Source organism: Vibrio sp. ABG19 (genome assembly GCF_029962385.1).
Lineage (GTDB): Bacteria > Pseudomonadota > Gammaproteobacteria > Enterobacterales > Vibrionaceae > Vibrio > Vibrio ostreae.
Genome location: NZ_CP071708.1, coordinates 3,047,829 through 3,067,679 on the forward strand (window position 1 = coordinate 3,047,829; position 19,851 = coordinate 3,067,679).

The following is a 19,851-nucleotide window of genomic DNA, read 5'->3' on the forward strand; positions in this document are numbered from 1 at the left end:
GCCTTGTGCTCCCCGTTCTGGCAAAGGCCATACCGTCCGCATCATTAGGTCAATGTATCGCAGGCGGCGGTATAAATAGAACAGGACCGATAAAAAAGGAGCCATCAGGCTCCTTTTTTGGGTCACATCTCTGTGGTGTGATTACAGCTTAAAGCGACGAATTTCCTGCTCCAGCTCACCTGACAGGTCAGACAGCGCAGCTGCCTGAGCAGCAGCATCATGTGCTTCTTCTGCCAGTTCATTTGACACATCACGGATGCCTTCAGTATTTCGGGTGATTTCCGAGGTCACTGATGCCTGCTCTTCCGCCGCTGAGGCAATCTGAGTGGCCATATCACTGATGCTTTCAACAGCATGCTGGATCTGTGTCAGACTGGCTGCCGCGGCATGCGAGTCATCGACACTGGTGTCAGCCAGCATACGGCTGTCATTCATGATACCCACCGCTTTCTTAGTCGTAGACTGCAGCGTTTCGATCATGGTTTGGATCTCTTCTGTCGATGCGTGGGTACGCTGACTCAGAATACGCACTTCATCAGCAACCACCGCAAAACCACGACCTTGTTCACCGGCACGTGCCGCTTCAATCGCGGCATTCAGAGCCAACAGGTTAGTTTGCTCAGCAATGTTCTGAATGGTCGACAAAATAGTGCTGATCTGATTACCGTGCTCTTCCAGTTCAGTCACAACATTGGTTGCGAGACGAACTTCATCCGCCAAAGAGTTCAGTGAGTTCTGCGCCTGAGATACCTGGTTTGAACCATCACGGCACGCCGTTACAGACTCTTCTGAGTGACGAGCGGTATTTTCTGAGTTGTGGGCAATCTCATGAGTGGCCGCCGCCATCTCATTAATCGCCGTCGCCACCATGTTGATTTCATCCTGCTGCATGCGGATACGAGCACTACGCTCTTCTGCATGCTGTGCGGTCATTTTCGACTGCTCAGACAGAGATTGTGATACATGGCTTAACTTGAGAATCATAGTGTGCATGTTGCCGACAAACACGTTGAAGTTAGTGGCCAACAGGCCCACTTCATCGTCACTGCGCGGTTCCAGACGCTGAGTCAGGTCGCCTTCACCAGAAGCAATTTCAGCCAGAGCACGCGATACGCGGCCCAGATCCTGGAACAGGAAGCTCACCAGCCATGACACAATCAGTACCACAATGATGGTCACGATCACGGCAGATATCAGCAGACCGGTCAGCAATTCATCTTCGGCCGCGAATTCAGTATCACGATCCATCTGAATCGCAAAAATCCATGGCGTATTGGGTACTTTGCTGAAGTAAAACAGTGAGTCACGTCCATTCTGCTCAAGTTCAACCAGACGGCTTTCGCCTGATGCTTTTTCGATCATATTCATGTTGAATGTTTTCGAAACGCTGTTGACTGGTTTTAGCAGCAGCTTTTTATCCGGGTGAGCCAGGAACGTACCATCTTGGGTATCGATCAACATAGCAAAAGCATTTTCACCGGCGTCAATAGCCAGAACATCATTCACTAGTTGGTCGATCAGTACATCAGAACCAACCACACCGGCAAACTGGCCGTTGTGACGCACAGGTTCAGCGATGGTCACAAGTAAAGCATTAGTAATCGCGTCCTGATACGCTGTTGTGATCAGCTGTTTACCAGCCGCTGAGGCATCTTTATACCAAGGACGGGTACGAGGATCATAGTCGGCGCGGTTACGCTCTGGATGAGAACGAAACATTTCTCCTTTCGGTGTACCAAAGAAGATGTCGTCGAAACTACCTGCATTACGTGCTTGTTGCAGGTACGGAACCATGTCCTGTTGTTCGGTATAATCGTTGAACGCCGAAGTGATATCTTTACGAATGGAGATCCAGTCGGAAATACCTTTTGAAGCGGCAATTGAAATCGCTTCAGCCCGATCAAGAACGCCACGGTGAGTTTGTTGACTTAATTTGTCAGCAGACAGCCAGGTCAGTACGGCGGCCATGACCACCACAGCTGACAAGCTTGCTCCAATGAGTTTTTGCTTAAGAGTCAGTTTCATCTGATTACTTTATAAGAGGTTGGGTTTGAATAGTACGGCGCAGATAGTAACGGGAATATGACAAGGTTGCACGTGTTATGTAAAGATAATTGCATATTATTTGACCAGTTAAGGGGGTGACCAACAGGTCGCCAATAATGTGACATGCGTCATCTTTTTACGATCTAAAAAAGCCGGCGAAATGCCGGCTTTATCACAAAACGAATTTAACGTTTAAACGGTTCTGTCCGCATGCCCATTACCAAACTGACACACATCAACAACAGCACAAAGGTAAACGGCAACGCGGTAGAGATCGCACCTGCTTGCAGAGCCTGCACCGCTTGCGTGCCGCCAATCCACAGTAGAGCAATCGCAATCGCGCCTTCCATCAACGCCCAGAAGATACGTTGCAGTACCGGAGCATCCATCTTACCGCCCGCCGTAATGCTGTCGATAACCAGAGAGCCTGAGTCTGATGAGGTAATGAAGAACACCAGAACCAGCACAACAGCAATAATTGACAGTAGCGTACCAAACGGCAGTACATCAAACATCTGGAACATCGCCAGTGATACGTCGGTCAGACCGTTAGCACCCAACTCACCAATTTTGTCAGCCACTTGTTCAATCGCCAGGCCACCAAATACTGACATCCAGACCAGGGTTACAGCAGTCGGAACCAGCAGCACTGCGACAATAAATTCACGGATAGTACGGCCACGGGAAACACGTGCGATAAACATACCGACGAATGGCGACCATGAGATCCACCATGCCCAGTAGAACACAGTCCAGCCCTGGAACCAGGCAACGTCTTCACGACCTACCGGATTACTCAGCGGAATAATGTTCTCAACGTAAGCCATAAACGTGGTCGGAATCGAGCCGAACGTCACCGCATAGCCAATCAGAGCAACCAGAATAAGCAGCAGGAATGCGACGACCATGTTGATGTTTGAAATGACTTTCACACCGCCATCAATGCCACGCATAACCGACACCGTTGCCAAGAGAGTCACACCAATAATCACCACAATCTGCAGACCGATACCCGCTTCAACCCCAAATACATGGTGGATGCCGCTTGCCGCTTGTTGAGCACCGAGTCCCAACGAGGTTGCCAGACCAAACAACGTTGCTAATACCGCGAGGATATCGACGATATGACCTGCCCAGCCCCAGGCGCGATCGCCCAGAATCGGGTAGAAAATAGAACGGATAGAAAGCGGAAGACCTTTGTTGTAACAGAAGAAAGCCAGTGACAGCGCAACAACGCCGTAAATAGCCCAAGGATGCAGCCCCCAGTGGAACATGGTCGCGCCCAGAGCCAGCGTCGCCGCCTCCGGAGAATTAGGAGCAACACCTAATGGAGTCTCGTACCAACCGGTGAAATACGCCACCGGCTCAGCCACACTCCAGAACATCAGACCGATACCCATACCCGCAGCAAACAACATAGACAGCCACGAAATCATTGAGTGATCGGCAACAGCGTCTTCTCCGCCCAGACGAATCTTACCGTATGGAGATACCACCAAAACCAGACAGAAAATCACAAAAATGTTACCAGACCATATAAATAGCCAGTCAAAGGAACCGATAATCTGCCACTTAATTCCGTCTAACGCTGTTTTTGCCGTGTCTGCGTCCACTAAAAGTGTCGCCAACAAAAACAGACCTATCAGACCCGCACTAATACCGAATACCGGATTGTGAACATCAAAACCCCATTTCTGGACGTTATCCTGCCCCACGGTATAGTCGGTACTGTCGATACTATATTTATCAATACCCTTCGTCATTTGTCCTCTCTTCTACAGATCCTTGTTGAACTCTATAACCATAACAACGACACAATTTGCTATTAAACACATCAAATATATTTCGTGGTCATAACTATTGTCCGATACAACACTTGACTTACAGTTTACACACCATTGATCTCAAATCTACCCAAAGATTGTTTTGTAACCAGTTTTTACTTAAATTCGTTAACGAGCGTAGACTTTTTGTTCAAAAAGAACAAGCATGTACTTCGTGTACAAAACATTTTATGTCGTTTTAGATACATAAAAAGCGTCTAAAATCCCTGTAAAAAAAGTATGATGTCAACACTTTTCATCGCGCTTCAACTAATGTATCGTCGCGCCTAAATTCTCCTATAAGTCGTGGATGAACATTTTGGAAAGACATGAAGAAGTACTGGTTGCCATTCGCCAGATCATCCGAGCCATTGACCTGCACTCTAAAAAGCTTAGCAAAAACGCTGGATTGACTGGTCCTCAGTTGATTTTAATGCGATCAATTCAGGAGTTGGGTGAAGTCACCATTCGTGAACTGTCCAAGCATACCAATATGAGTCAGGCAACAGCGACGACTATCCTTGATCGCCTCGAACGTAATGGTTATGTACAGCGCATTCGCAGTGTCTCTGACAAGCGTAAAGTCCATGCGCACCTGACCGACGAAGGCCTTAAGCTGCTTGCAGATGCACCTCAGCCACTGCAGCAAGACTTTGTTGAGCGATTCCAAAAACTGGAAGACTGGGAACAGAGCCTCCTGCTTTCTTCAGTTCAGCGTTTATCCTCAATGATGAATGCCGAAAACTACGATGTGGCACCCATGCTGGAAATCGGCAGTATTACTAAAGCTGAATAAATCGTTTGAATCCATACTACTTTCGCCTAATCAACGGATTGCAAACGTAATCCGTTGTTCTTATATCGAGATAATGCAAAAGGTTTGCCACATCCAGCCTTTGTTTGTTAACCCTTTGTTTGTTAACCATAGTACAGTTTATTCCAGCAACCCATGCTGAACAGCGTATTGGGCCAGTTCAGCGGTACTGTGAATATCTAATTTGTGCTTGATGTTCTGACGATGCGTCTCGACCGTTCGGTAGCTGATACTAAGCAGGGACGCGATTTTCTTACTGCTGTGGCCCTGTGCGACAAGCTTCAATACCGCCTCTTCTCTGCGACTGAGCGGATTCGGCTTTAGCGCCACAGGTTCCACATCCTGCGTAAATAACGTCTGGGTCGCGGATTCGCAAAAGTAAGTTGAGCCAAGATTCACGGTTCTAATCGCCTGAACCATTTTTTCAGCTGAAATTTCCTTGAGCATATAGCCCACTGCACCAGCCTGCATCACTTTCATGATGTATTCACGGTTATCGTGCATCGTCAGCATCAAAACTTTAGCATCGGGGACCGCTTCCTTAATCAGACGGGTCGCATCAATACCGTTCATAATCGGCATGCTGACGTCCATCAGAATCACATCCGGTCGATGCTGCTTCACCACTTCTAGTGCTTCAACCCCGTTTCCTGCCGTTGCAACGACCTCTATTTCCGGCTCCATTTCAAGACGGGCCATAAAACCTTCGAGGACGACCTGATGGTCATCCACAATCACGACTCTAATTGGCTTTTCCATACATTGATCCATCCAGTTGCAGCAGAACTGTAATTTCGGTACCGAATCCGGGCTCACTCATCAGTTCCAGATCACCGCCGAGAAACTCGACCCGCTCTTGCATGTTGCGTAACCCGATTCCACTTTTCGCCAACGCTCCCTTGAGATGAAAACCGACGCCATCGTCACGAATAATCAGTTGCAGCATGCTCCCCATTTGCTGCACGATCACACTGACATGCTTCGCCCGCGCGTGTTTTTCAATATTATTCAGCGATTCCTGCACCACTCGATATAAGGTGGTGGACACCTCAGATTTGAGTTTATAACCAGGCGGAGTATCAAACAGACTTTCGGCCTGAATGCCGGAATGCGACTGAAAATCATCAAGCAAGGTGACGATCGCAGCCTGGAGACCGATATCATCTAACGCACTAGGACGCAGATTGTGCGAGATTCTGCGTACCTCATTAATCGCGGTCATCAAGGATTGCTGCGCTTTCTCGGCATGCCGGGCCAGTACGTCATCTTTCAGCTTATAACTCAGCAGCTCCAGATGACATTTGCTCGAGACCAGCAGTTGGTTGATGCCATCATGCAGTTCCCGCGCGAGATGTTTTTTCTCATCTTCCTGAAACATGACGGTTTTATGCGCCAGTTCTTTGAGGTTTTTATCAGCCAGACGATGCTCGTGCAAATTAATAGCCAATGTCAGTACGATAATGACTGCGACCGTGACCACCAGAATGACAACCACTGAAAAGAAGGTGGTATCGATATTGTTATTTATCGTGGCCTGCATGGCAGCCACTTCCTGACTGACATCTTCGATATACAGCCCAGTGCCAACCATCCAGCCCCATTTGTCCAGCCACTCAACATAACTCAGCTTGGGAACAATCTCGCCACTGGATGGTTTCTGCCACAGATACTGATGAAATCCACCACCTGACTGCGCTTGAAACAACAACGCCTCAATCAGGTAGTCACCTTCACTATCCTGAAGTTTCAGTAAATCGCGACCAATCAGCTCCGATTGAATGGGATGCACCAGATTGACGCCATGTTGGTCGTAAACAAAAAAGTATCCGTCTGCGCCGTAACGCAAACGGGTGAGGATCTGCTTTACCCTGTCCTGTGCATCTTGCTGTGACAACTGGGGATCGTTGTACACCAGACTAATAGAGTCCAGTGCCAAATCGACACTGTCTTTAAGAGCCGTTTCACGCGCTTTAATCAGATTCGCGCGGAAACTCTCCACCTCCCTTTCACCAAGGCGTTTGGCCTGATGTATCGAGATCCAGCTGATACTTGCCGTCACCAACAGCAGAGGTAACAGTGTCAATAATATCAATTTGGCTTTAAGAGGCATCCGTTTCCCCAAATATAAAAGCGGCTCACTGCATATCAGCAAGCCGCCCTACTTTATCAATTTGTTTTCAACTTAAGAAATAAGGAAGTAACAACCTCGAATCCGATCACATTCCATAAAACCCAGGGAAAACCAGCAAAGAAGCCAAAACCACAATTTGAATCGCGATAAAGGGAACGACACCACGATAGATATCAACGGTTGTTACTGTTTTGGGCGCGACACCTTTGAGGTAGAACAGGCTGAAACCGAATGGTGGTGTCAGAAATGAAGTCTGCAGGTTCATCGCAATCAAAATGGCAAACCAGGTCATATCAATATCGAGCAGACTGGCAACCGGAGCAATGATAGGGACAATGATAAAACAGATCTCGACGAAATCGATGAAAAACCCCAGCACCAGAATTACCAACATGGTCACAACAAGGAATCCCCATTTTTCGCCCGGAATCGCCAGCATCCACTCTTCTACCAATAAGTCACCGCCGGTGTAGGTAAACGCCATGGAGAAGGCCGTTGCACCAATCAAAATAGCAAACACCATGGCGGTCACTTTCACCGTTTCCTTCGATGCAGCATAGACCATCTTCCAGCTGAACTGACGGTAGGCTAACGCCAGCAGCAGTGCACCCGCTCCCCCTAAAGCAGCCGATTCAGTCGGAGTCGCCACACCGGCAAATATCGACCCGAGTACAACAATGATCAGAGCAAGAGGCGGAACAACGGCTTTCAATGCCTCTATTACTTCCTCTGAACGGGTTTTACTGCTGTCGCGCTCTATCGGCTGAGCGGCGAGCGGATTCAGCTTCGCGTAAATCAGGATATACAGAACATAAGCGCCCACCAGCACTAAACCAGGCCACAGGGCCGCCTGAAACAGGTCACCGACCGGTACACCGAGTACATCACCGAGCAGGATCAAGACAATGGATGGCGGGATAATTTGCCCCAATGTCCCGGAGGCACAGATAGTGCCGCACGCCAGGCCTTTATCGTAATTGTATTTCAGCATCACCGGCAGTGAGATCAGTCCCATTGCCACCACCGACGCACCTACCACACCAGTGGATGCGGCCAACAGAGCACCAACCAATACCGTCGAAATAGCGATACCACCACGAACACCGCCAAACAGGCGCCCCATCGACTCCAGCAGTTGCTCTGCAAGCTTGGTTTTTTGCAAAACCAATCCCATGAAGACAAACAGCGGCACCGCCATCAGAACCGTGTTTTCCATAATAGACTGGATACGATATGGCATGAACGCGAACATATCGATCCCTTCCGCCCACACACCAAAAATTAACGCAATGCCGCCAAAGGTAAACGCGACAGGGAATCCGATCAGCAGCGCAAACAGCGCCACAAAAAACATCACAATACCAATCATAAGGTCATCCTTTACTTCGAGTCAGTGTGGCTAGCGGATAACAGACAAGGGTTGGCAAATTTATTCACGGAGTGAAGTATCAGCCCGAGGCCACTGATCGCCATAAACAGAAAGGACAGCGGGATGATGGCTTTGATGATCCATCGATACGGTAACCCGCCCGGATCACCTGAGGTTTCCCCCAGTTCAAAGCTTTCTTTGGCGAAATCAATACCGAAGTAAGCCACCAGCAGGCAAAACGGAAGTAAAAACAGTAAGGTGCCTGCAGTATCGACCACGGCCTGAGCTTTATACGATAGCCGCTCATAAATAATATCGACCCGAACATGACCGCCCGCTTTCACGGTATAAGGAATACCCAGCAGAAAAACGGCAGAAAACAGATGCCATTCCAGCTCCTGAAAAGCGATCGACACATCATTAAACACATAACGCATCACGACGTCGTACACGACGTTGAGCACCAGCAGAATAAACAGAATACTGGAGACCCATCCCCAGAAATCGCTGATATGATTAAACAAGCGCTCGATATAGACCAGACTTCTCATTTCAAACTCCCTGAAACTCGAATATAAGCTCCGTGACATCAGTGAAACACGGAGCTTGGTTTGTTATTATCAGGTTAATGCTTTAGCCCAGACTCTACTGTTCGCTATTGAGGTAAGCACGCATTGAAATGTCAGTCCAGGCACGAACTTCCTTCATATACTTGGCTTGGGATTGCTGAATTTCTTTTGCTTCAGGATCGGCCGCCGCATGTTGAGCTAACAGACGGTCATTGGCCTCGCGCAGCGCTTTAATCACTTGTGGCGGGAAAGTTTTTACCTTCACATCCGGGTATTCAGTCGTGATGGACGCCCAGTTTTTACCACTTTCATGTACAGACTGGATATACATGTCATAGGCCGCTTCACGCATTGCAACACGCAGAATTTCCTGTAAATCAGCAGGCAGACGTTCCCAACTGCGTTTATTAATCAGGAACTGCAGTTCTGTCGCCGGCTCATGCCAGCCGGTGTAGTAATAAGGTGCAATTTTGTGGAATCCCATACGCAGGTCAAGTGAAGGACCTACCCATTCCAGCGCATCGATAGTACGGCGCTCCAGCGAAGTGTATAGCTCTCCAGGGGCAATGTTAGTCGGTTTAGCACCCAGTTCTGCCAGCACTTCCCCGGCAAAGCCAGGGATACGCATTTTAAGACCTTGCAAATCCTCTACTGAGTTGATCTCTTTCTGGAACCAGCCCCCCATCTGTACGTCAGTATTGCCGCCGGGGAAAGACAACATGTTATGCGGCGCGTACACTTTCTGCATCAGTTCCATACCGCCACCGTGGTAGAACCAGGCATACTGTTCAGGCGCGGTCATGCCAAACGGCATGGACGTGAAATAGAGGGTATTCGGTACTTTGCCTTTCCAGTAATAAGAAGCCGAGTGCCCCATGTCGTACTGACCGGATTTGACCATATCAAACACGCCTAATGGCGCTTTATGTTTGTTGGCGGAATCAATCCGGATCTGCAGACGACCATTTGACATTTTTTCTGCCATGGCAGCCATATTTTTCGTGGTATCGCCAAAAACCGGGAAGTTTGGCCCCCAGGTTTCGGCAAGTTTCAGACGATACACTTTTTCAGCCGCGCTTACATTGGCAGTCAACAGAGTAAAACAGGCAGTGACGGCAACCACTCCGGCGACGACACGTTTTACAGATTTTGAAATCAGACTCATTTTCACGTCCCTTTGTTTTTATTAAGGCTCTGGTGAGCCTTATCTCCTCCTCTACTTTGGGATAACTTACGTGATGATGAAATGAGCGTGATTACGCAGTAATTAACAGGCTTGTAGAGGGCTCAATCGAAAGGGATAAGTAGAACCACGTAAGTGATTAATGATAAGTTTTGTGTATCTGCTTAATTTTACAGGTCAGTCACAAATCAAAATGCGGATAACGACGGTCAGAACTACGTAGTTGTTTGTCTGGAGGTGACTCAGGCAAAAAGTGGCCAATTTGTGACAAACGGCAGGAATGAAAACGAAAAAAGCTCCGACACACGGAGCTTTTTTGCAAACAACAGTGATCCGAAACAGATGACGTTAAATCGTTTTGTAGATAACTTTGTTGCCTGAAAGTTGCTCTTTAACGACCAGGTTTTCGTCCAGTAGTTTTTTCAGAGCGCCGGTTGCCCAGGAAGCTGCTTTGGTATCTTCCTGACCTGCTGCCAGACCAATCGACTTAGGATTGATGCCTTCAGCATTGGCGGCAACGATATCCAGCACCTGTTGCTGTTTTGGAGTTAATGCTACGTCTACTTTTTTCGCTGCTGCTACTTGTTGAGCCACTGGCTTAACCGCGGCTTTCTTTTCAACAACAGGTTTTGCAGTTGCAGGCTTTGCTGTTTTCGGCGCTGAAGCAAGGTTTGCTGCAATCGCTTTAATGCGTTTTTGCAGTTTAGCCTGCACGTTACGCTTATGAGCAAGTCTCATCGAGTATGTCTCCATTTCACTGCACAAAGCGCAGTGGTGAAAATTTGAAGCGCGTTTTATATCAAAATTCGTCAGCCTTTTGTAGGGTGTTGGTCAAGTTAGGCTACAAAAACACGATATTCGGCCATAATTGGCTACAATTTAGACATGCGCCTGACTGATCCCTTGTTGCACTACTGAGTATAAATACAGAGAAATAACAGACAATTGCCGTGAACCTTATGCAAACCGTTCATTTATCCAACCACCATTTTGATCTGCGCTCTCCCTATCTGCGCATGATTGGTTTTATTGCCATCGTCGCGACCTTGTTTCTGGTCATTCTGGCTCCGGGGTGGCAACAAGCCCTTTTGTCTCTCATCGCTATGAGCATATTGTGTGGTAGCGGCTACTGGCTGATCCGTAAAAGCTGGATCGGTTATACGCTGACACCCACCCATTTTCAGCAGCACCTGTTTCATGGCGGCTGGGTAGTAAAGTGGAATAACATCAGCCAGATAGGCATTTGCAGCTACGAACAGGAAGGATGGCATCAACCTCTGCCCTGGATTGGCATACGACTCAAAAGCTACGAGCCGTATCTGGACGCTATTTGCCCGCGTATTGCCACCGAGATCCTGCTCCGGCAGCGGGCACTGCTTTATCTGGGTGCCAGACAACACAACCAGCATCATCAGTTTGAAGACATGGTGCTCGACAGTCGCCCGTTTTGCGAACATGGCGGCAAGATCTATCGTGGTCTGATGGCGATGCTGGCCAATCGCATGTGCTATCAGCGCCGCTTTTACGGCTATGATGTGTTTATTGCCAGCAGTGATTTGGATCGCAGTGCGGAGGCGTTTGTCGGTCTGACCCGGCGCTATCTTGCCGCGGCCGAGCCAGAACCTTTACCTGATCACAGTGCAGAAAATTAGCAGATTCCTAATGCTACATTAACGGAGTCTGAGTACTAAGCTGTCCGTTCAATGTGATCAGTACAACGGCATTTCATCCGCAACAAATGGGTTGCTGGCGCGCTCGTGACCAAAGGTGGAAATCGGGCCATGACCGGGGACAAAAGTCACATCATTACCCATCGGCCACAATTTAGTTTTGATGGAATTGATCAGGGTATTGAAGTCACCTTGCGGAAAGTCTGTACGTCCGATACTGCCGTTAAACAGTACATCGCCAACGAAAGCCAGACGAGCTTCATTGCTGAACAAGACAACATGGCCCGGGGTATGGCCCGGGGTATGAACGACGTCAAGAACCTGCTGACCGAAGGTGATGGTATCCCCTTCCTGCAGCCACTGAGACGGCGTAAACGCTTTGGTCAGAGGAAAACCAAACATCTTGCTCTGACCTTCCAGCCCTTGCAGCCAGAAATCATCGTCCTGATGCGGACCAACAATGGCCACCCCACCCAGCATGTCAGCCAGTGGTTCAGTACCGCCAACATGATCTAGGTGGCCATGAGTCAACACCAGTTGCTCGACCTTGACACCAAGTTCATCAATCAACGCTTTGAGTTGCTGAACATCCCCCCCCGGATCGACAACAATCCCCTGCATGGTTTCATCACACCATACAATGGAGCAGTTTTGCGCAAAAGGCGTCACAGGAACGATCTGGTATTTTAAAGACATGGGCAACCTTGTTCGAAACAATAAAATAAGTTGCCCGAACTATGACATTACCGCCTCATTTTGACAAGTTGCGCCCCGGATTGTGGATAATTTCCGAGCCTCGTTTACGAGCCTTGCCAGCGACGTACCGGGCCAGTATCTATGTGGACAAACTGGCTCTTGGGATAGTACCCGACACCGCCCGCGTTGAGACTTAACGCTGCATCATGCACTTGTTTCAGTGACACACCATCAAGGCGAAAATCGATTGCCTGTCCCAGCATATGGAAGCTTTTTTTCGCCACACCGGAAGAGCGATTACGCAACATGGCATTAGTTACCGGCGAACGATAACCAGAAATAATCTGAACTTCGCTTTCTACCCCCAGTAATTGCTGAATACGAGAAATCTGGTCGAACAGATTTTTATCCATCGGATGGGTTTCGTCCTGGCGGAAATCACGGCAAATGTGATTCAGGCGTTGTAACTCAGAACGCACATAGCGCTGACCATTAAAATAACAAGATTCTAATGATTCACCGGTATGCAGGTTATTCAGAGCCAACACACGAGGTTTATGGGGATAAGAAGCATGGGCTATGCCCGGAGCACAGGTTGCAAGCACCAAACCAGAACCGGCGAACTTTAAAAAATCGCGACGTGACAGACTCAAAACAACACCTTTAACTACGGAATTCGATCTTAATAATCCGGCAAACTACCGGACTCCTCAGACAAGATCAAATGCATAATTTGTGCTAGTTTGGTCACAGAACGTCATAAGATAAGTTTACTATTTGACCAATAAAGGGATTTTCCCTGTGTCATTTTTTCGCAAATTTAGATTTGGATCATCCCCTGTCATTTTTCAGGCGGTCAAAGCGGTAAATATCGTCCCGATAGTGGATGCTTCCGGCCTCGTACCACACTGTTTGGTAGATAATATGCACAGGTATGCGTTTTTTAAGCGGGATCGAATGATTACTTCCCCGTTGCTCCTGCATTAAATCTTTATCATTGATTCCCTGCATCTCCAGTAAAGTCACAGCCAGACGATCGGCATGCTCAACCCTGATACAACCGGAGCTGAACGCGCGGGACGGATTATTAAACAGGTGTTTGCTCGGTGTATCATGCAAGTAAATGGCGCGCTTGTTCGGCGTATTAAATTTATACAAACCCAGCGCGTTCTGATTGCCTGACTGCTGACGTAAACGATACGGAAAGGCTTTAGGTTTGACGCTAGTCCAGTCAATCTGAGTCGGGTCCATTTTCTGGCTGGAGTTCCAGCTCTCAATAATATCAATATGATGCCGGCTGAGATAGGTGTGGTCACGTTTAGCCAGCGGCAAAATATCCTCGACCATAATTTTATAAGGCACATTCCAGGTCGGATTGAGAATCAGAGAGTCAAGCCGGGTATTCATCACGGGGGTCGGCCGGCTGACCTTACCTACCACCACTTTGGACTGAAACACCTCTTTACCCGAGTGCCAGTATTTAAGTTCGAAACCGGGGACATTGACCACAATACTGGTGTCAGTATCAGTTGGCCATAATCGCATCCGCTCCGCATTGATAGCCAGCAAAGCCAAACGATCCTCCAGCTTGAGATTCAGCCATTTCAGAGTGTTGCTCCCAATGAAACCATCCACTTTAAGTCCATGCATACGCTGAAACTGTTTGACCGGCTCGACCAGAGTGTTGTCATACCACATGACAGCGTCACTTACCTCGCTCACATCAATATTCACCAAAGCCAACCGCGTGATCAACGTGTTACGGTCCTCGAGACTATCACCGGGCTTCTTAAGTCCGGCCTGAACATAGACCGGCATAATCAATGGCGTTTGCTGATTCAGGTAACGGTAGGCACTGAGTAGCTGTCGATAAGCGGGATCGGACGGCGTGTATTGATCAATCAGCCTACTGATGTTTTGCGTACCGATGGCAATATGCAGATCCAGCAATGCCTGCTCGCTTGGCTGAGGCAGACTCAACAGTTTTTTCTGTTCAAAAAACCAGCTTACCCCCTGCTGTGGTGCCTGTTCGGCATAACTTAAGTAAAGCATCAGCGTATCGGTCGCCAGCAGCTCATATTCAAACCATTTACCCTGGTTGCGATAATGAATGAGGGCTTGTAACTGACGTTCAAACAACGGGCTGATATTGGCAAGACGCACCAAATCAAGCTGGCGTTCAAAATGTTGAGTATCCCGCATATCCACCCAGATCAATTGATCATTATTCTCATGGTAAATACGTTCTAATTGCGCGGGGAACTGTAACAGTGGTTCGACCGAAGAAGGCTCTTCAAGCCAGCCCAGTTTATTGAAATAGGGAGAAGCAGACAGCGGAGTGCTGATACAAATCAGTAAGAAGAAAAGGATGCCTAAACGTTGCATGATATTATGCCCATGTCGCCCGCCAATACTTCAGTATGGCAAAAGATATGGGCATATGATAACTCTGACGTGTGTTAAAACTGCGTCGTTTTCATTACGTCCAGGGCATTTACCCTGTTTCAGCCTTGACACGCGATTCCTGCACTGGGAATTTTTTCTGCCTTGTGCTGCGGTTTACGCTATTGGCGACCAGTGATTATCCCACTGCACATTTGAGACATGCTGAACCGCGCGCTCAGGATAACGATGGTTAATCACTAAAGCCGAGCCGGAACTCACCTGGAATTCATCACCATAAGCCACCACGCCGGATGCATCAGGTAACGCAGCCAGCTCAACCAGCTCACCGGTTTGTTTGGACCAGATGCCGTAACAGCTTCCGCGTGGCGATGTCGCCAGAATCCATTGTTCGTTAGCCGCTATACTGGCAATGTAATGGTTAAAACGAGCCCACTGTTCAGGTTCTGCCAGCAACGGTTTTAACGCCCCTCCCTGGGTATGCATTGCCAGCAGTGACGGGTAATCCTCTGGTTTGCCGCGATATTGCTGGCCGCACAGTACTGTGTCACTGCCATCGTGCGCGAGGTGGCGAATACTGAGATGATGGTCAGGCAACGCCACCTGTTCAAGGATCGTCCCGTTCGGAGTCAGGTAAGTCAGGCTTGGCTGCATGCTGTCCAGATTGAGGGGCTCACGGCCGTTGGTATGCACACCGCCGACGCCAATCACCAGACGATCATCCGGCATCACAATCACTTCATGCGGACCAATTCCGAAACCGGAAAACTCGGCAACTTTCTGGTACTGGTGGGCAACATCGTACACACCAATAATGCCGCGACTGGTTCCGCGCTCTCCCTCAGTGACATATAACCACTCACCGCCATTGGAATACACCCCGTGACCATAGTAGTGACGCTGATCATCTGCCGGACGCAGCTGAATCATTTCACCGCTCTGATAATCAAACACCATCAGAAATGTCCCCGGGCGACGCGCGAACGCAGTGGCCTGGGTGAGTTTAGGATGTACGGCGACGCCATGCCCGCGCCCCGGCAGAGGCAGTTGCTTGATCGCTTGCCCATTCCGGTCGGCAATCACAGCACTGAACTTATCTCGTCCTTTGATTGCGCAGCCAATCAAGGCAGGCTTCGATGCAGGCTGGCTCGCACAGCCAAGTGGCATTACCGGAGCACACGCGCCGAATAATGCCGCTTTTAACAGCGAACGACGATTCTGATCAGTCACCATCACTTGAGTTAAATCCTATTACAACGCCCAGTTCAACGGCGACTTCGTCATGCAGCAGATATTTTAATTGTTCTAGCTTGTTATATTGCGACAAAACATCACGATAGCCCTCTTTGCTTTGCAGCATGTCAAACAGACTCGGATCTTGTGGCCAGGTCGAGACCAGGTTGGCATACTGGGTTTTGACCCGATCCGCCAGAGCATTGAGTTGGCGTGCTCGCAGTTCACCATCCAGGCTGCTCAGATACAGCGTCTGCATCGCTTCAATGTTCGCCTTCAGATTGAGCATCGAGGTTTTTGAACGCCAGGACTCAGAGAAATACGGACGTGGCTGACCGATATTGGCCAGCGGACGGCTCATTTTCGACATGCTGTACTCAAGCTGATTTGAGAGCAGAGCAATATACGCCGACAGCCAGGTCGGCTCATCCATTTTCGTCCATGGGTTTTGTTGCCAGGCCTGTTCAATGACAGCGGCTTTGGTCGCCAGGTTTGCACTGATCGCTGTGACAGCCGGGCACGCCTTTTCAGGCGCTGACATCAATGGTGACTGACTGTCATACAGTGCCCATTCCAACGCACCCAACCCCTGCACAGTCACACTTTGCCGGGCAATATCGGCGCTGCTCCAGCTCTGGTCCTGCTTCAGCAGTCTCTGCATCTTACGGCCTGTGGTGTTCTTTTTATCCGGCCAGAACTGAACATTCCAGCTCTGCTCAAGTGCTGCTGCCGGGCCACGTTCCTGACCTTGCAGTGCCATCCAGGCCAGCATGGTGCTATGCCACTGCTGCTTTAATACGTCACCGGACAGATTAGAATTGTCACAAAAATCAGTAAAAGCGGACTGAAGCTGTTCAGCTTGGTGTTTAAAACGATAAGCTGCCTGATACTCGGCCAGATAAACCGGCTGGCTGATATGATGGGTCTGCTGCGGTTGTCCCTGCCCAAAGCCAGTGCTCTGACAAGCAGAGACAAGGAGTGCCAAAGCAAACGGTGTTATAGATTTGAATGTCATTCTCACACCTATAAAGAGTTCAAAAATGCGATCAGCGCGGCGCGCTGCTTGTGATCAAACTGCAGTACCTGGTCACGTGCAGTGAGGGCTTCACCGCCATGCCATAGTACGGCTTCCATTAAATTACGTGCGCGTCCGTCGTGCAGATAATAGGTATGACCGTTCACTTCCTGAGTGTAACCAATCCCCCACAGCGGCGGTGTGCGCCACTCGCTGGCACGGGCTTGTGCCTCCGGCCGGCCATCACTCAGGCCTTCTCCCATATCATGCAACAACAAATCGGTATACGGATGAATGATTTGTTCAGATAGTGCAGGCAATTCAGGACGCTTACCCGTCTTAACCTCTGTTTTATGACAACCTGCGCAGCCTGCACTTTGAAACAGTTGTTCTCCGGCTAAGACGTCAGGGTCGTCGACGTTACGTCGTACCGGCACCGCCAGATGTCGTGAATAAAACTCGACAAAATTCAATATATTGTCGCTCACTTCAGGTTCACCGCCATTCGGCAGACTGGCACACAATGCTTGATGTGGCGAACAGTTCTCAGTAGGAAACAGGCGGCTGGTCAGGCCTAAATCACCGTTAAATGCTGAGGCATTTTGCTGCATCAGTGAAGGTTGTCCGGCTTTCCAGCCAAAACGACCGATGACGGTTTTATCCTGCTCGATATCCCAGACCTTGTTCGCCCGTCCGGATATGCCATCGTTATCATCGTCGTTAACATCCTGCCAACTCAATAACGTACTGTCAGGAATACTCTCCAGCAACCCCAGACCAATCATAGGCGGTGCAATTCTGGCGGAAAACTGAGTGTCCGGATGCATCGGACCGTAAGCAAGGTGGGTAATGGCAAGAATCGGTTTTCGCAGCAGCACCGGTGTCCCGTCAGCAAACTGAATCGAGACTTCATCATAGGTAATACGAATTTGTCCTTCCGCCTTGTGGCCAGGCAATGCAAAATCCTGCAGTTGCGCACCATAGGTTGGTTCGGGTACCACGCCTTGTTGACGATAAACCGATTTTTGCTGTTCAGTCAACGCCGGAATGCTCAGACGAACCAGCATAGATACCGCTTGTTGATCACCCTGTTCAGGGGGATGTCCTCGCCCGTCTTTAATGTGGCAGTTCTGACACCCGTTGGTATTAAACAGAGGTCCGAGACCGTCACGAGCTTCAGTAGAAGATGGCGCGGCCACCCAGGGGTTACGAAAAAAGCTATTTCCTACGCTGAAATCGAGTCGTTTCGATAACGGGAGATTTGAGGCTGGCATCGAATAGGCATTCTGCCCATCTTTACGGGTACTGGTTGCCCCGCCTGATGCAACATCAGCGGCCCATACCTGAGCTGAAATTATCCCCACAAGGAGCGCAGAGTAAACCCATTTCATTCCGTTATTCTCTTATTATTCAAAGCGAGAAACCCAACCGACCGAAAAGTCACTGGCGTGAACTCCCGGGCGATTGGGTCGTGTTAATTCAGAGGTTCAATAACTATAGCTACTGGCTCAGAACTCGTGATCAGCGGTGTCCGGATTCAGGTTATCAATACCAATCACGTTCGCGGCTCGCTCAATAGATGCGGTCTGTGCAACCAAAGACGCAATGGCTTTATTAACCAGAGCGTTACCTTGCGGATTATCGGCAGCAATCAGTTGATCAAAGTGTTGATTGTTTTTCTCTGCTGACGTCACCAGTTCACCAACCTGATCGCGTGCAGCGTCAAACTGCTGCATGATTTCTTTGGCGGCTTTGTCGTCTTTCTGGGCAACAAGATCAAAGATTGACGCACCTTTTAACGTTGAACCGTCAACGCGAGCGTAAGTACCGGTATAAACATTGTAAATACCCTGCTCGTTATAGAAGTGAGAGTTATGAGTGTTATCAGAGAAACAGTCATGCTCATCTTCTGTAGAGTTCGCTTCCAGAGCGACCTTCATACGCTCGCCAGCCAACTCTCCCAGTGAAAGCGAACCCATACCAAACAACATTTTACGCAGGCCATTTTGTGCAGAATCAGCAAGCAGCTCCTGACGGTAGTTACCTTTCTCATCCGCAGACCACTGCTTTTCCATCCACTCCAGATCCTGTACCAGCAGTTGAGCGGATGCTTTCAGGTATTGCGCACGACGGTCACAGTTGCCATGAGTACATTCGCTGCCCTGGACATAATCCGTATATGGACGTTCGCCCGCACCTGGCTGCGTGCCATGAAGATCTTGTCCCCACAGCAGGAATTCAATCGCGTGATAGCCTGATGCCACATTCGCCTCTGAACCACCCAGTTCATTCAGGCTGGCAATCAGCTCAGGGGTAATTTCAGCCACATCCATCGTCGTCGCGCCAATCGTCAGACTTTTATTGGCAATAATGTTAGCGCTTGCGCCCGCGTTACCCAGTTCATACTGATAATCATCCGCTACGTAATCGATCAGCCCCTCATCCAGCGGCCAGGCATTCAGCTGGCCTTCCCAGTCGTCGACAACCGCGTTACCAAAACGGAAAACTTCAGATTGTTGGTATGGTACACGCGCTTGTAACCAGGCTTGTTTGACTTGTTGTAGCTGAGCTTGTGACGGTTGAGCCAGAAAAGCATCGATTGACTGATTGAGTTTTTTCGCAGTAACCAGAGCATCCGCGAACACGGCGTGGGCAACGTCTGCGTAATGTTCAACGACCTGGTCCTGACTCACAGCCGCGAAACTGGCCGCAGAAGAGAGGGCCAAAGAGGCTGCAATAGATTGGACTAAAAGTGACTTAACTTTCATTAAAGCATCCTTGTTTTGCTTTGATTAATACGTAGTGCTAATTATTATCATTTTCACTCTTAGCCGCGATAATACAAATTTACAATTCTTTTTCAAGTGGTAACAAAAAAAACCTCACCGAAGTGAGGTTT

Annotated in this window: 17 protein-coding genes; 2 read left to right on the forward strand and 15 right to left on the reverse strand. The window is 49.0% G+C overall.

Annotated features, from left to right (window positions below; genetic code table 11):
* Positions 1 to 141: 141 nt before the first annotated feature.
* The gene (locus J0X00_RS20070) at positions 142 to 2,025 is read right to left on the reverse strand and encodes a methyl-accepting chemotaxis protein (protein WP_282477581.1); all 1,884 of its coding nucleotides are present in this window, start codon (positions 2,023 to 2,025) and stop codon (positions 142 to 144) included.
* 206 nt (positions 2,026 to 2,231) lie between these two features.
* A complete protein-coding gene (locus J0X00_RS20075; RefSeq protein ID WP_136484877.1) occupies positions 2,232 to 3,809 on the reverse strand; it encodes a BCCT family transporter in 1,578 nt (525 codons plus the stop codon).
* A 379-nt stretch (positions 3,810 to 4,188) separates the two neighbouring features.
* Between J0X00_RS20075 and J0X00_RS20080 the strand changes: the two genes are divergently transcribed.
* The gene (locus J0X00_RS20080) at positions 4,189 to 4,665 is read left to right on the forward strand and encodes a MarR family transcriptional regulator (protein ID WP_136484875.1); all 477 of its coding nucleotides are present in this window, start codon (positions 4,189 to 4,191) and stop codon (positions 4,663 to 4,665) included.
* 138 nt (positions 4,666 to 4,803) lie between these two features.
* Here J0X00_RS20080 and J0X00_RS20085 read toward each other — a convergent pair whose 3' ends face one another.
* The 6 genes from J0X00_RS20085 to J0X00_RS20110 all read right to left on the reverse strand — a co-directional run bounded on the left by J0X00_RS20085 (position 4,804) and on the right by J0X00_RS20110 (position 10,673).
* Positions 4,804 to 5,442 (reverse strand): response regulator transcription factor, encoded by a 639-nt coding sequence (locus tag J0X00_RS20085; RefSeq protein ID WP_168797009.1) that lies wholly within the window; start codon positions 5,440 to 5,442, stop codon positions 4,804 to 4,806.
* Positions 5,426 to 6,793 carry a cache domain-containing protein gene (locus J0X00_RS20090; RefSeq protein WP_282477582.1) on the reverse strand — a complete coding sequence of 456 codons (1,368 nt, stop codon included), beginning with the start codon at positions 6,791 to 6,793 and terminating at the stop codon, positions 5,426 to 5,428. The genes J0X00_RS20085 and J0X00_RS20090 overlap by 17 nt, the downstream gene beginning before the upstream one ends.
* Positions 6,794 to 6,899: 106 nt before the next feature.
* A complete protein-coding gene (locus J0X00_RS20095) occupies positions 6,900 to 8,183 on the reverse strand; it encodes a TRAP transporter large permease subunit (protein WP_282477583.1) in 1,284 nt (427 codons plus the stop codon).
* Between the two features lie 11 nt (positions 8,184 to 8,194).
* Positions 8,195 to 8,734 carry a TRAP transporter small permease subunit gene (locus tag J0X00_RS20100; protein ID WP_282477584.1) on the reverse strand — a complete coding sequence of 180 codons (540 nt, stop codon included), beginning with the start codon at positions 8,732 to 8,734 and terminating at the stop codon, positions 8,195 to 8,197.
* A 94-nt stretch (positions 8,735 to 8,828) separates the two neighbouring features.
* Complete coding sequence (locus J0X00_RS20105) at positions 8,829 to 9,917, reverse strand: TRAP transporter substrate-binding protein (RefSeq protein WP_136484864.1); 1,089 nt, start codon at positions 9,915 to 9,917, stop codon at positions 8,829 to 8,831.
* A gap of 366 nt (positions 9,918 to 10,283) precedes the next feature.
* Positions 10,284 to 10,673, reverse strand: a complete 390-nt coding sequence (locus tag J0X00_RS20110) for a MarR family transcriptional regulator (protein WP_282477585.1) — start codon at positions 10,671 to 10,673, stop codon at positions 10,284 to 10,286.
* A gap of 221 nt (positions 10,674 to 10,894) precedes the next feature.
* Between J0X00_RS20110 and J0X00_RS20115 the strand changes: the two genes are divergently transcribed.
* A complete protein-coding gene (locus J0X00_RS20115; RefSeq protein WP_136484860.1) occupies positions 10,895 to 11,587 on the forward strand; it encodes a DUF2982 domain-containing protein in 693 nt (230 codons plus the stop codon).
* Positions 11,588 to 11,644: 57 nt separating this feature from the next.
* Here J0X00_RS20115 and J0X00_RS20120 read toward each other — a convergent pair whose 3' ends face one another.
* The 7 genes from J0X00_RS20120 to J0X00_RS20150 form a co-directional block, all read right to left on the reverse strand.
* A complete protein-coding gene (locus J0X00_RS20120) occupies positions 11,645 to 12,301 on the reverse strand; it encodes an MBL fold metallo-hydrolase (protein WP_282477586.1) in 657 nt (218 codons plus the stop codon).
* A gap of 104 nt (positions 12,302 to 12,405) precedes the next feature.
* The gene (locus J0X00_RS20125) at positions 12,406 to 12,954 is read right to left on the reverse strand and encodes a YcbK family protein (RefSeq protein WP_136484856.1); all 549 of its coding nucleotides are present in this window, start codon (positions 12,952 to 12,954) and stop codon (positions 12,406 to 12,408) included.
* Between the two features lie 178 nt (positions 12,955 to 13,132).
* Positions 13,133 to 14,686, reverse strand: a complete 1,554-nt coding sequence (locus J0X00_RS20130; protein WP_282477587.1) for a L,D-transpeptidase family protein — start codon at positions 14,684 to 14,686, stop codon at positions 13,133 to 13,135.
* 174 nt (positions 14,687 to 14,860) lie between these two features.
* A complete protein-coding gene (locus J0X00_RS20135; RefSeq protein WP_136485000.1) occupies positions 14,861 to 15,937 on the reverse strand; it encodes a DUF1513 domain-containing protein in 1,077 nt (358 codons plus the stop codon).
* On the reverse strand, positions 15,927 to 16,952 hold the full coding sequence (locus J0X00_RS20140; RefSeq protein ID WP_282477588.1) for an imelysin family protein: 1,026 nt from the start codon (positions 16,950 to 16,952) through the stop codon (positions 15,927 to 15,929). The genes J0X00_RS20135 and J0X00_RS20140 overlap by 11 nt, the downstream gene beginning before the upstream one ends.
* Positions 16,953 to 16,960: 8 nt before the next feature.
* Positions 16,961 to 18,343 (reverse strand): di-heme oxidoredictase family protein, encoded by a 1,383-nt coding sequence (locus tag J0X00_RS20145; RefSeq protein WP_282477589.1) that lies wholly within the window; start codon positions 18,341 to 18,343, stop codon positions 16,961 to 16,963.
* 117 nt (positions 18,344 to 18,460) lie between these two features.
* Positions 18,461 to 19,720, reverse strand: a complete 1,260-nt coding sequence (locus J0X00_RS20150; RefSeq protein WP_282477590.1) for an imelysin family protein — start codon at positions 19,718 to 19,720, stop codon at positions 18,461 to 18,463.
* Positions 19,721 to 19,851 lie beyond the last annotated feature (131 nt).

Coding starts and splice junctions, on each gene's coding strand:
- J0X00_RS20070 (WP_282477581.1), bottom strand. CDS start 2,025: ATGAAACTGACTCTTAAGCAAAAACTCATTGGAGCAAGCTTGTCAGCT.
- J0X00_RS20075 (WP_136484877.1), bottom strand. CDS start 3,809: ATGACGAAGGGTATTGATAAATATAGTATCGACAGTACCGACTATACC.
- J0X00_RS20085 (WP_168797009.1), bottom strand. CDS start 5,442: ATGGAAAAGCCAATTAGAGTCGTGATTGTGGATGACCATCAGGTCGTC.
- J0X00_RS20090 (WP_282477582.1), bottom strand. CDS start 6,793: ATGCCTCTTAAAGCCAAATTGATATTATTGACACTGTTACCTCTGCTG.
- J0X00_RS20095 (WP_282477583.1), bottom strand. CDS start 8,183: ATGATTGGTATTGTGATGTTTTTTGTGGCGCTGTTTGCGCTGCTGATC.
- J0X00_RS20100 (WP_282477584.1), bottom strand. CDS start 8,734: ATGAGAAGTCTGGTCTATATCGAGCGCTTGTTTAATCATATCAGCGAT.
- J0X00_RS20105 (WP_136484864.1), bottom strand. CDS start 9,917: ATGAGTCTGATTTCAAAATCTGTAAAACGTGTCGTCGCCGGAGTGGTT.
- J0X00_RS20110 (WP_282477585.1), bottom strand. CDS start 10,673: ATGAGACTTGCTCATAAGCGTAACGTGCAGGCTAAACTGCAAAAACGC.
- J0X00_RS20115 (WP_136484860.1), top strand. CDS start 10,895: ATGCAAACCGTTCATTTATCCAACCACCATTTTGATCTGCGCTCTCCC.
- J0X00_RS20120 (WP_282477586.1), bottom strand. CDS start 12,301: ATGTCTTTAAAATACCAGATCGTTCCTGTGACGCCTTTTGCGCAAAAC.
- J0X00_RS20130 (WP_282477587.1), bottom strand. CDS start 14,686: ATGCAACGTTTAGGCATCCTTTTCTTCTTACTGATTTGTATCAGCACT.
- J0X00_RS20135 (WP_136485000.1), bottom strand. CDS start 15,937: ATGGTGACTGATCAGAATCGTCGTTCGCTGTTAAAAGCGGCATTATTC.
- J0X00_RS20140 (WP_282477588.1), bottom strand. CDS start 16,952: ATGACATTCAAATCTATAACACCGTTTGCTTTGGCACTCCTTGTCTCT.
- J0X00_RS20145 (WP_282477589.1), bottom strand. CDS start 18,343: ATGAAATGGGTTTACTCTGCGCTCCTTGTGGGGATAATTTCAGCTCAG.
- J0X00_RS20150 (WP_282477590.1), bottom strand. CDS start 19,720: ATGAAAGTTAAGTCACTTTTAGTCCAATCTATTGCAGCCTCTTTGGCC.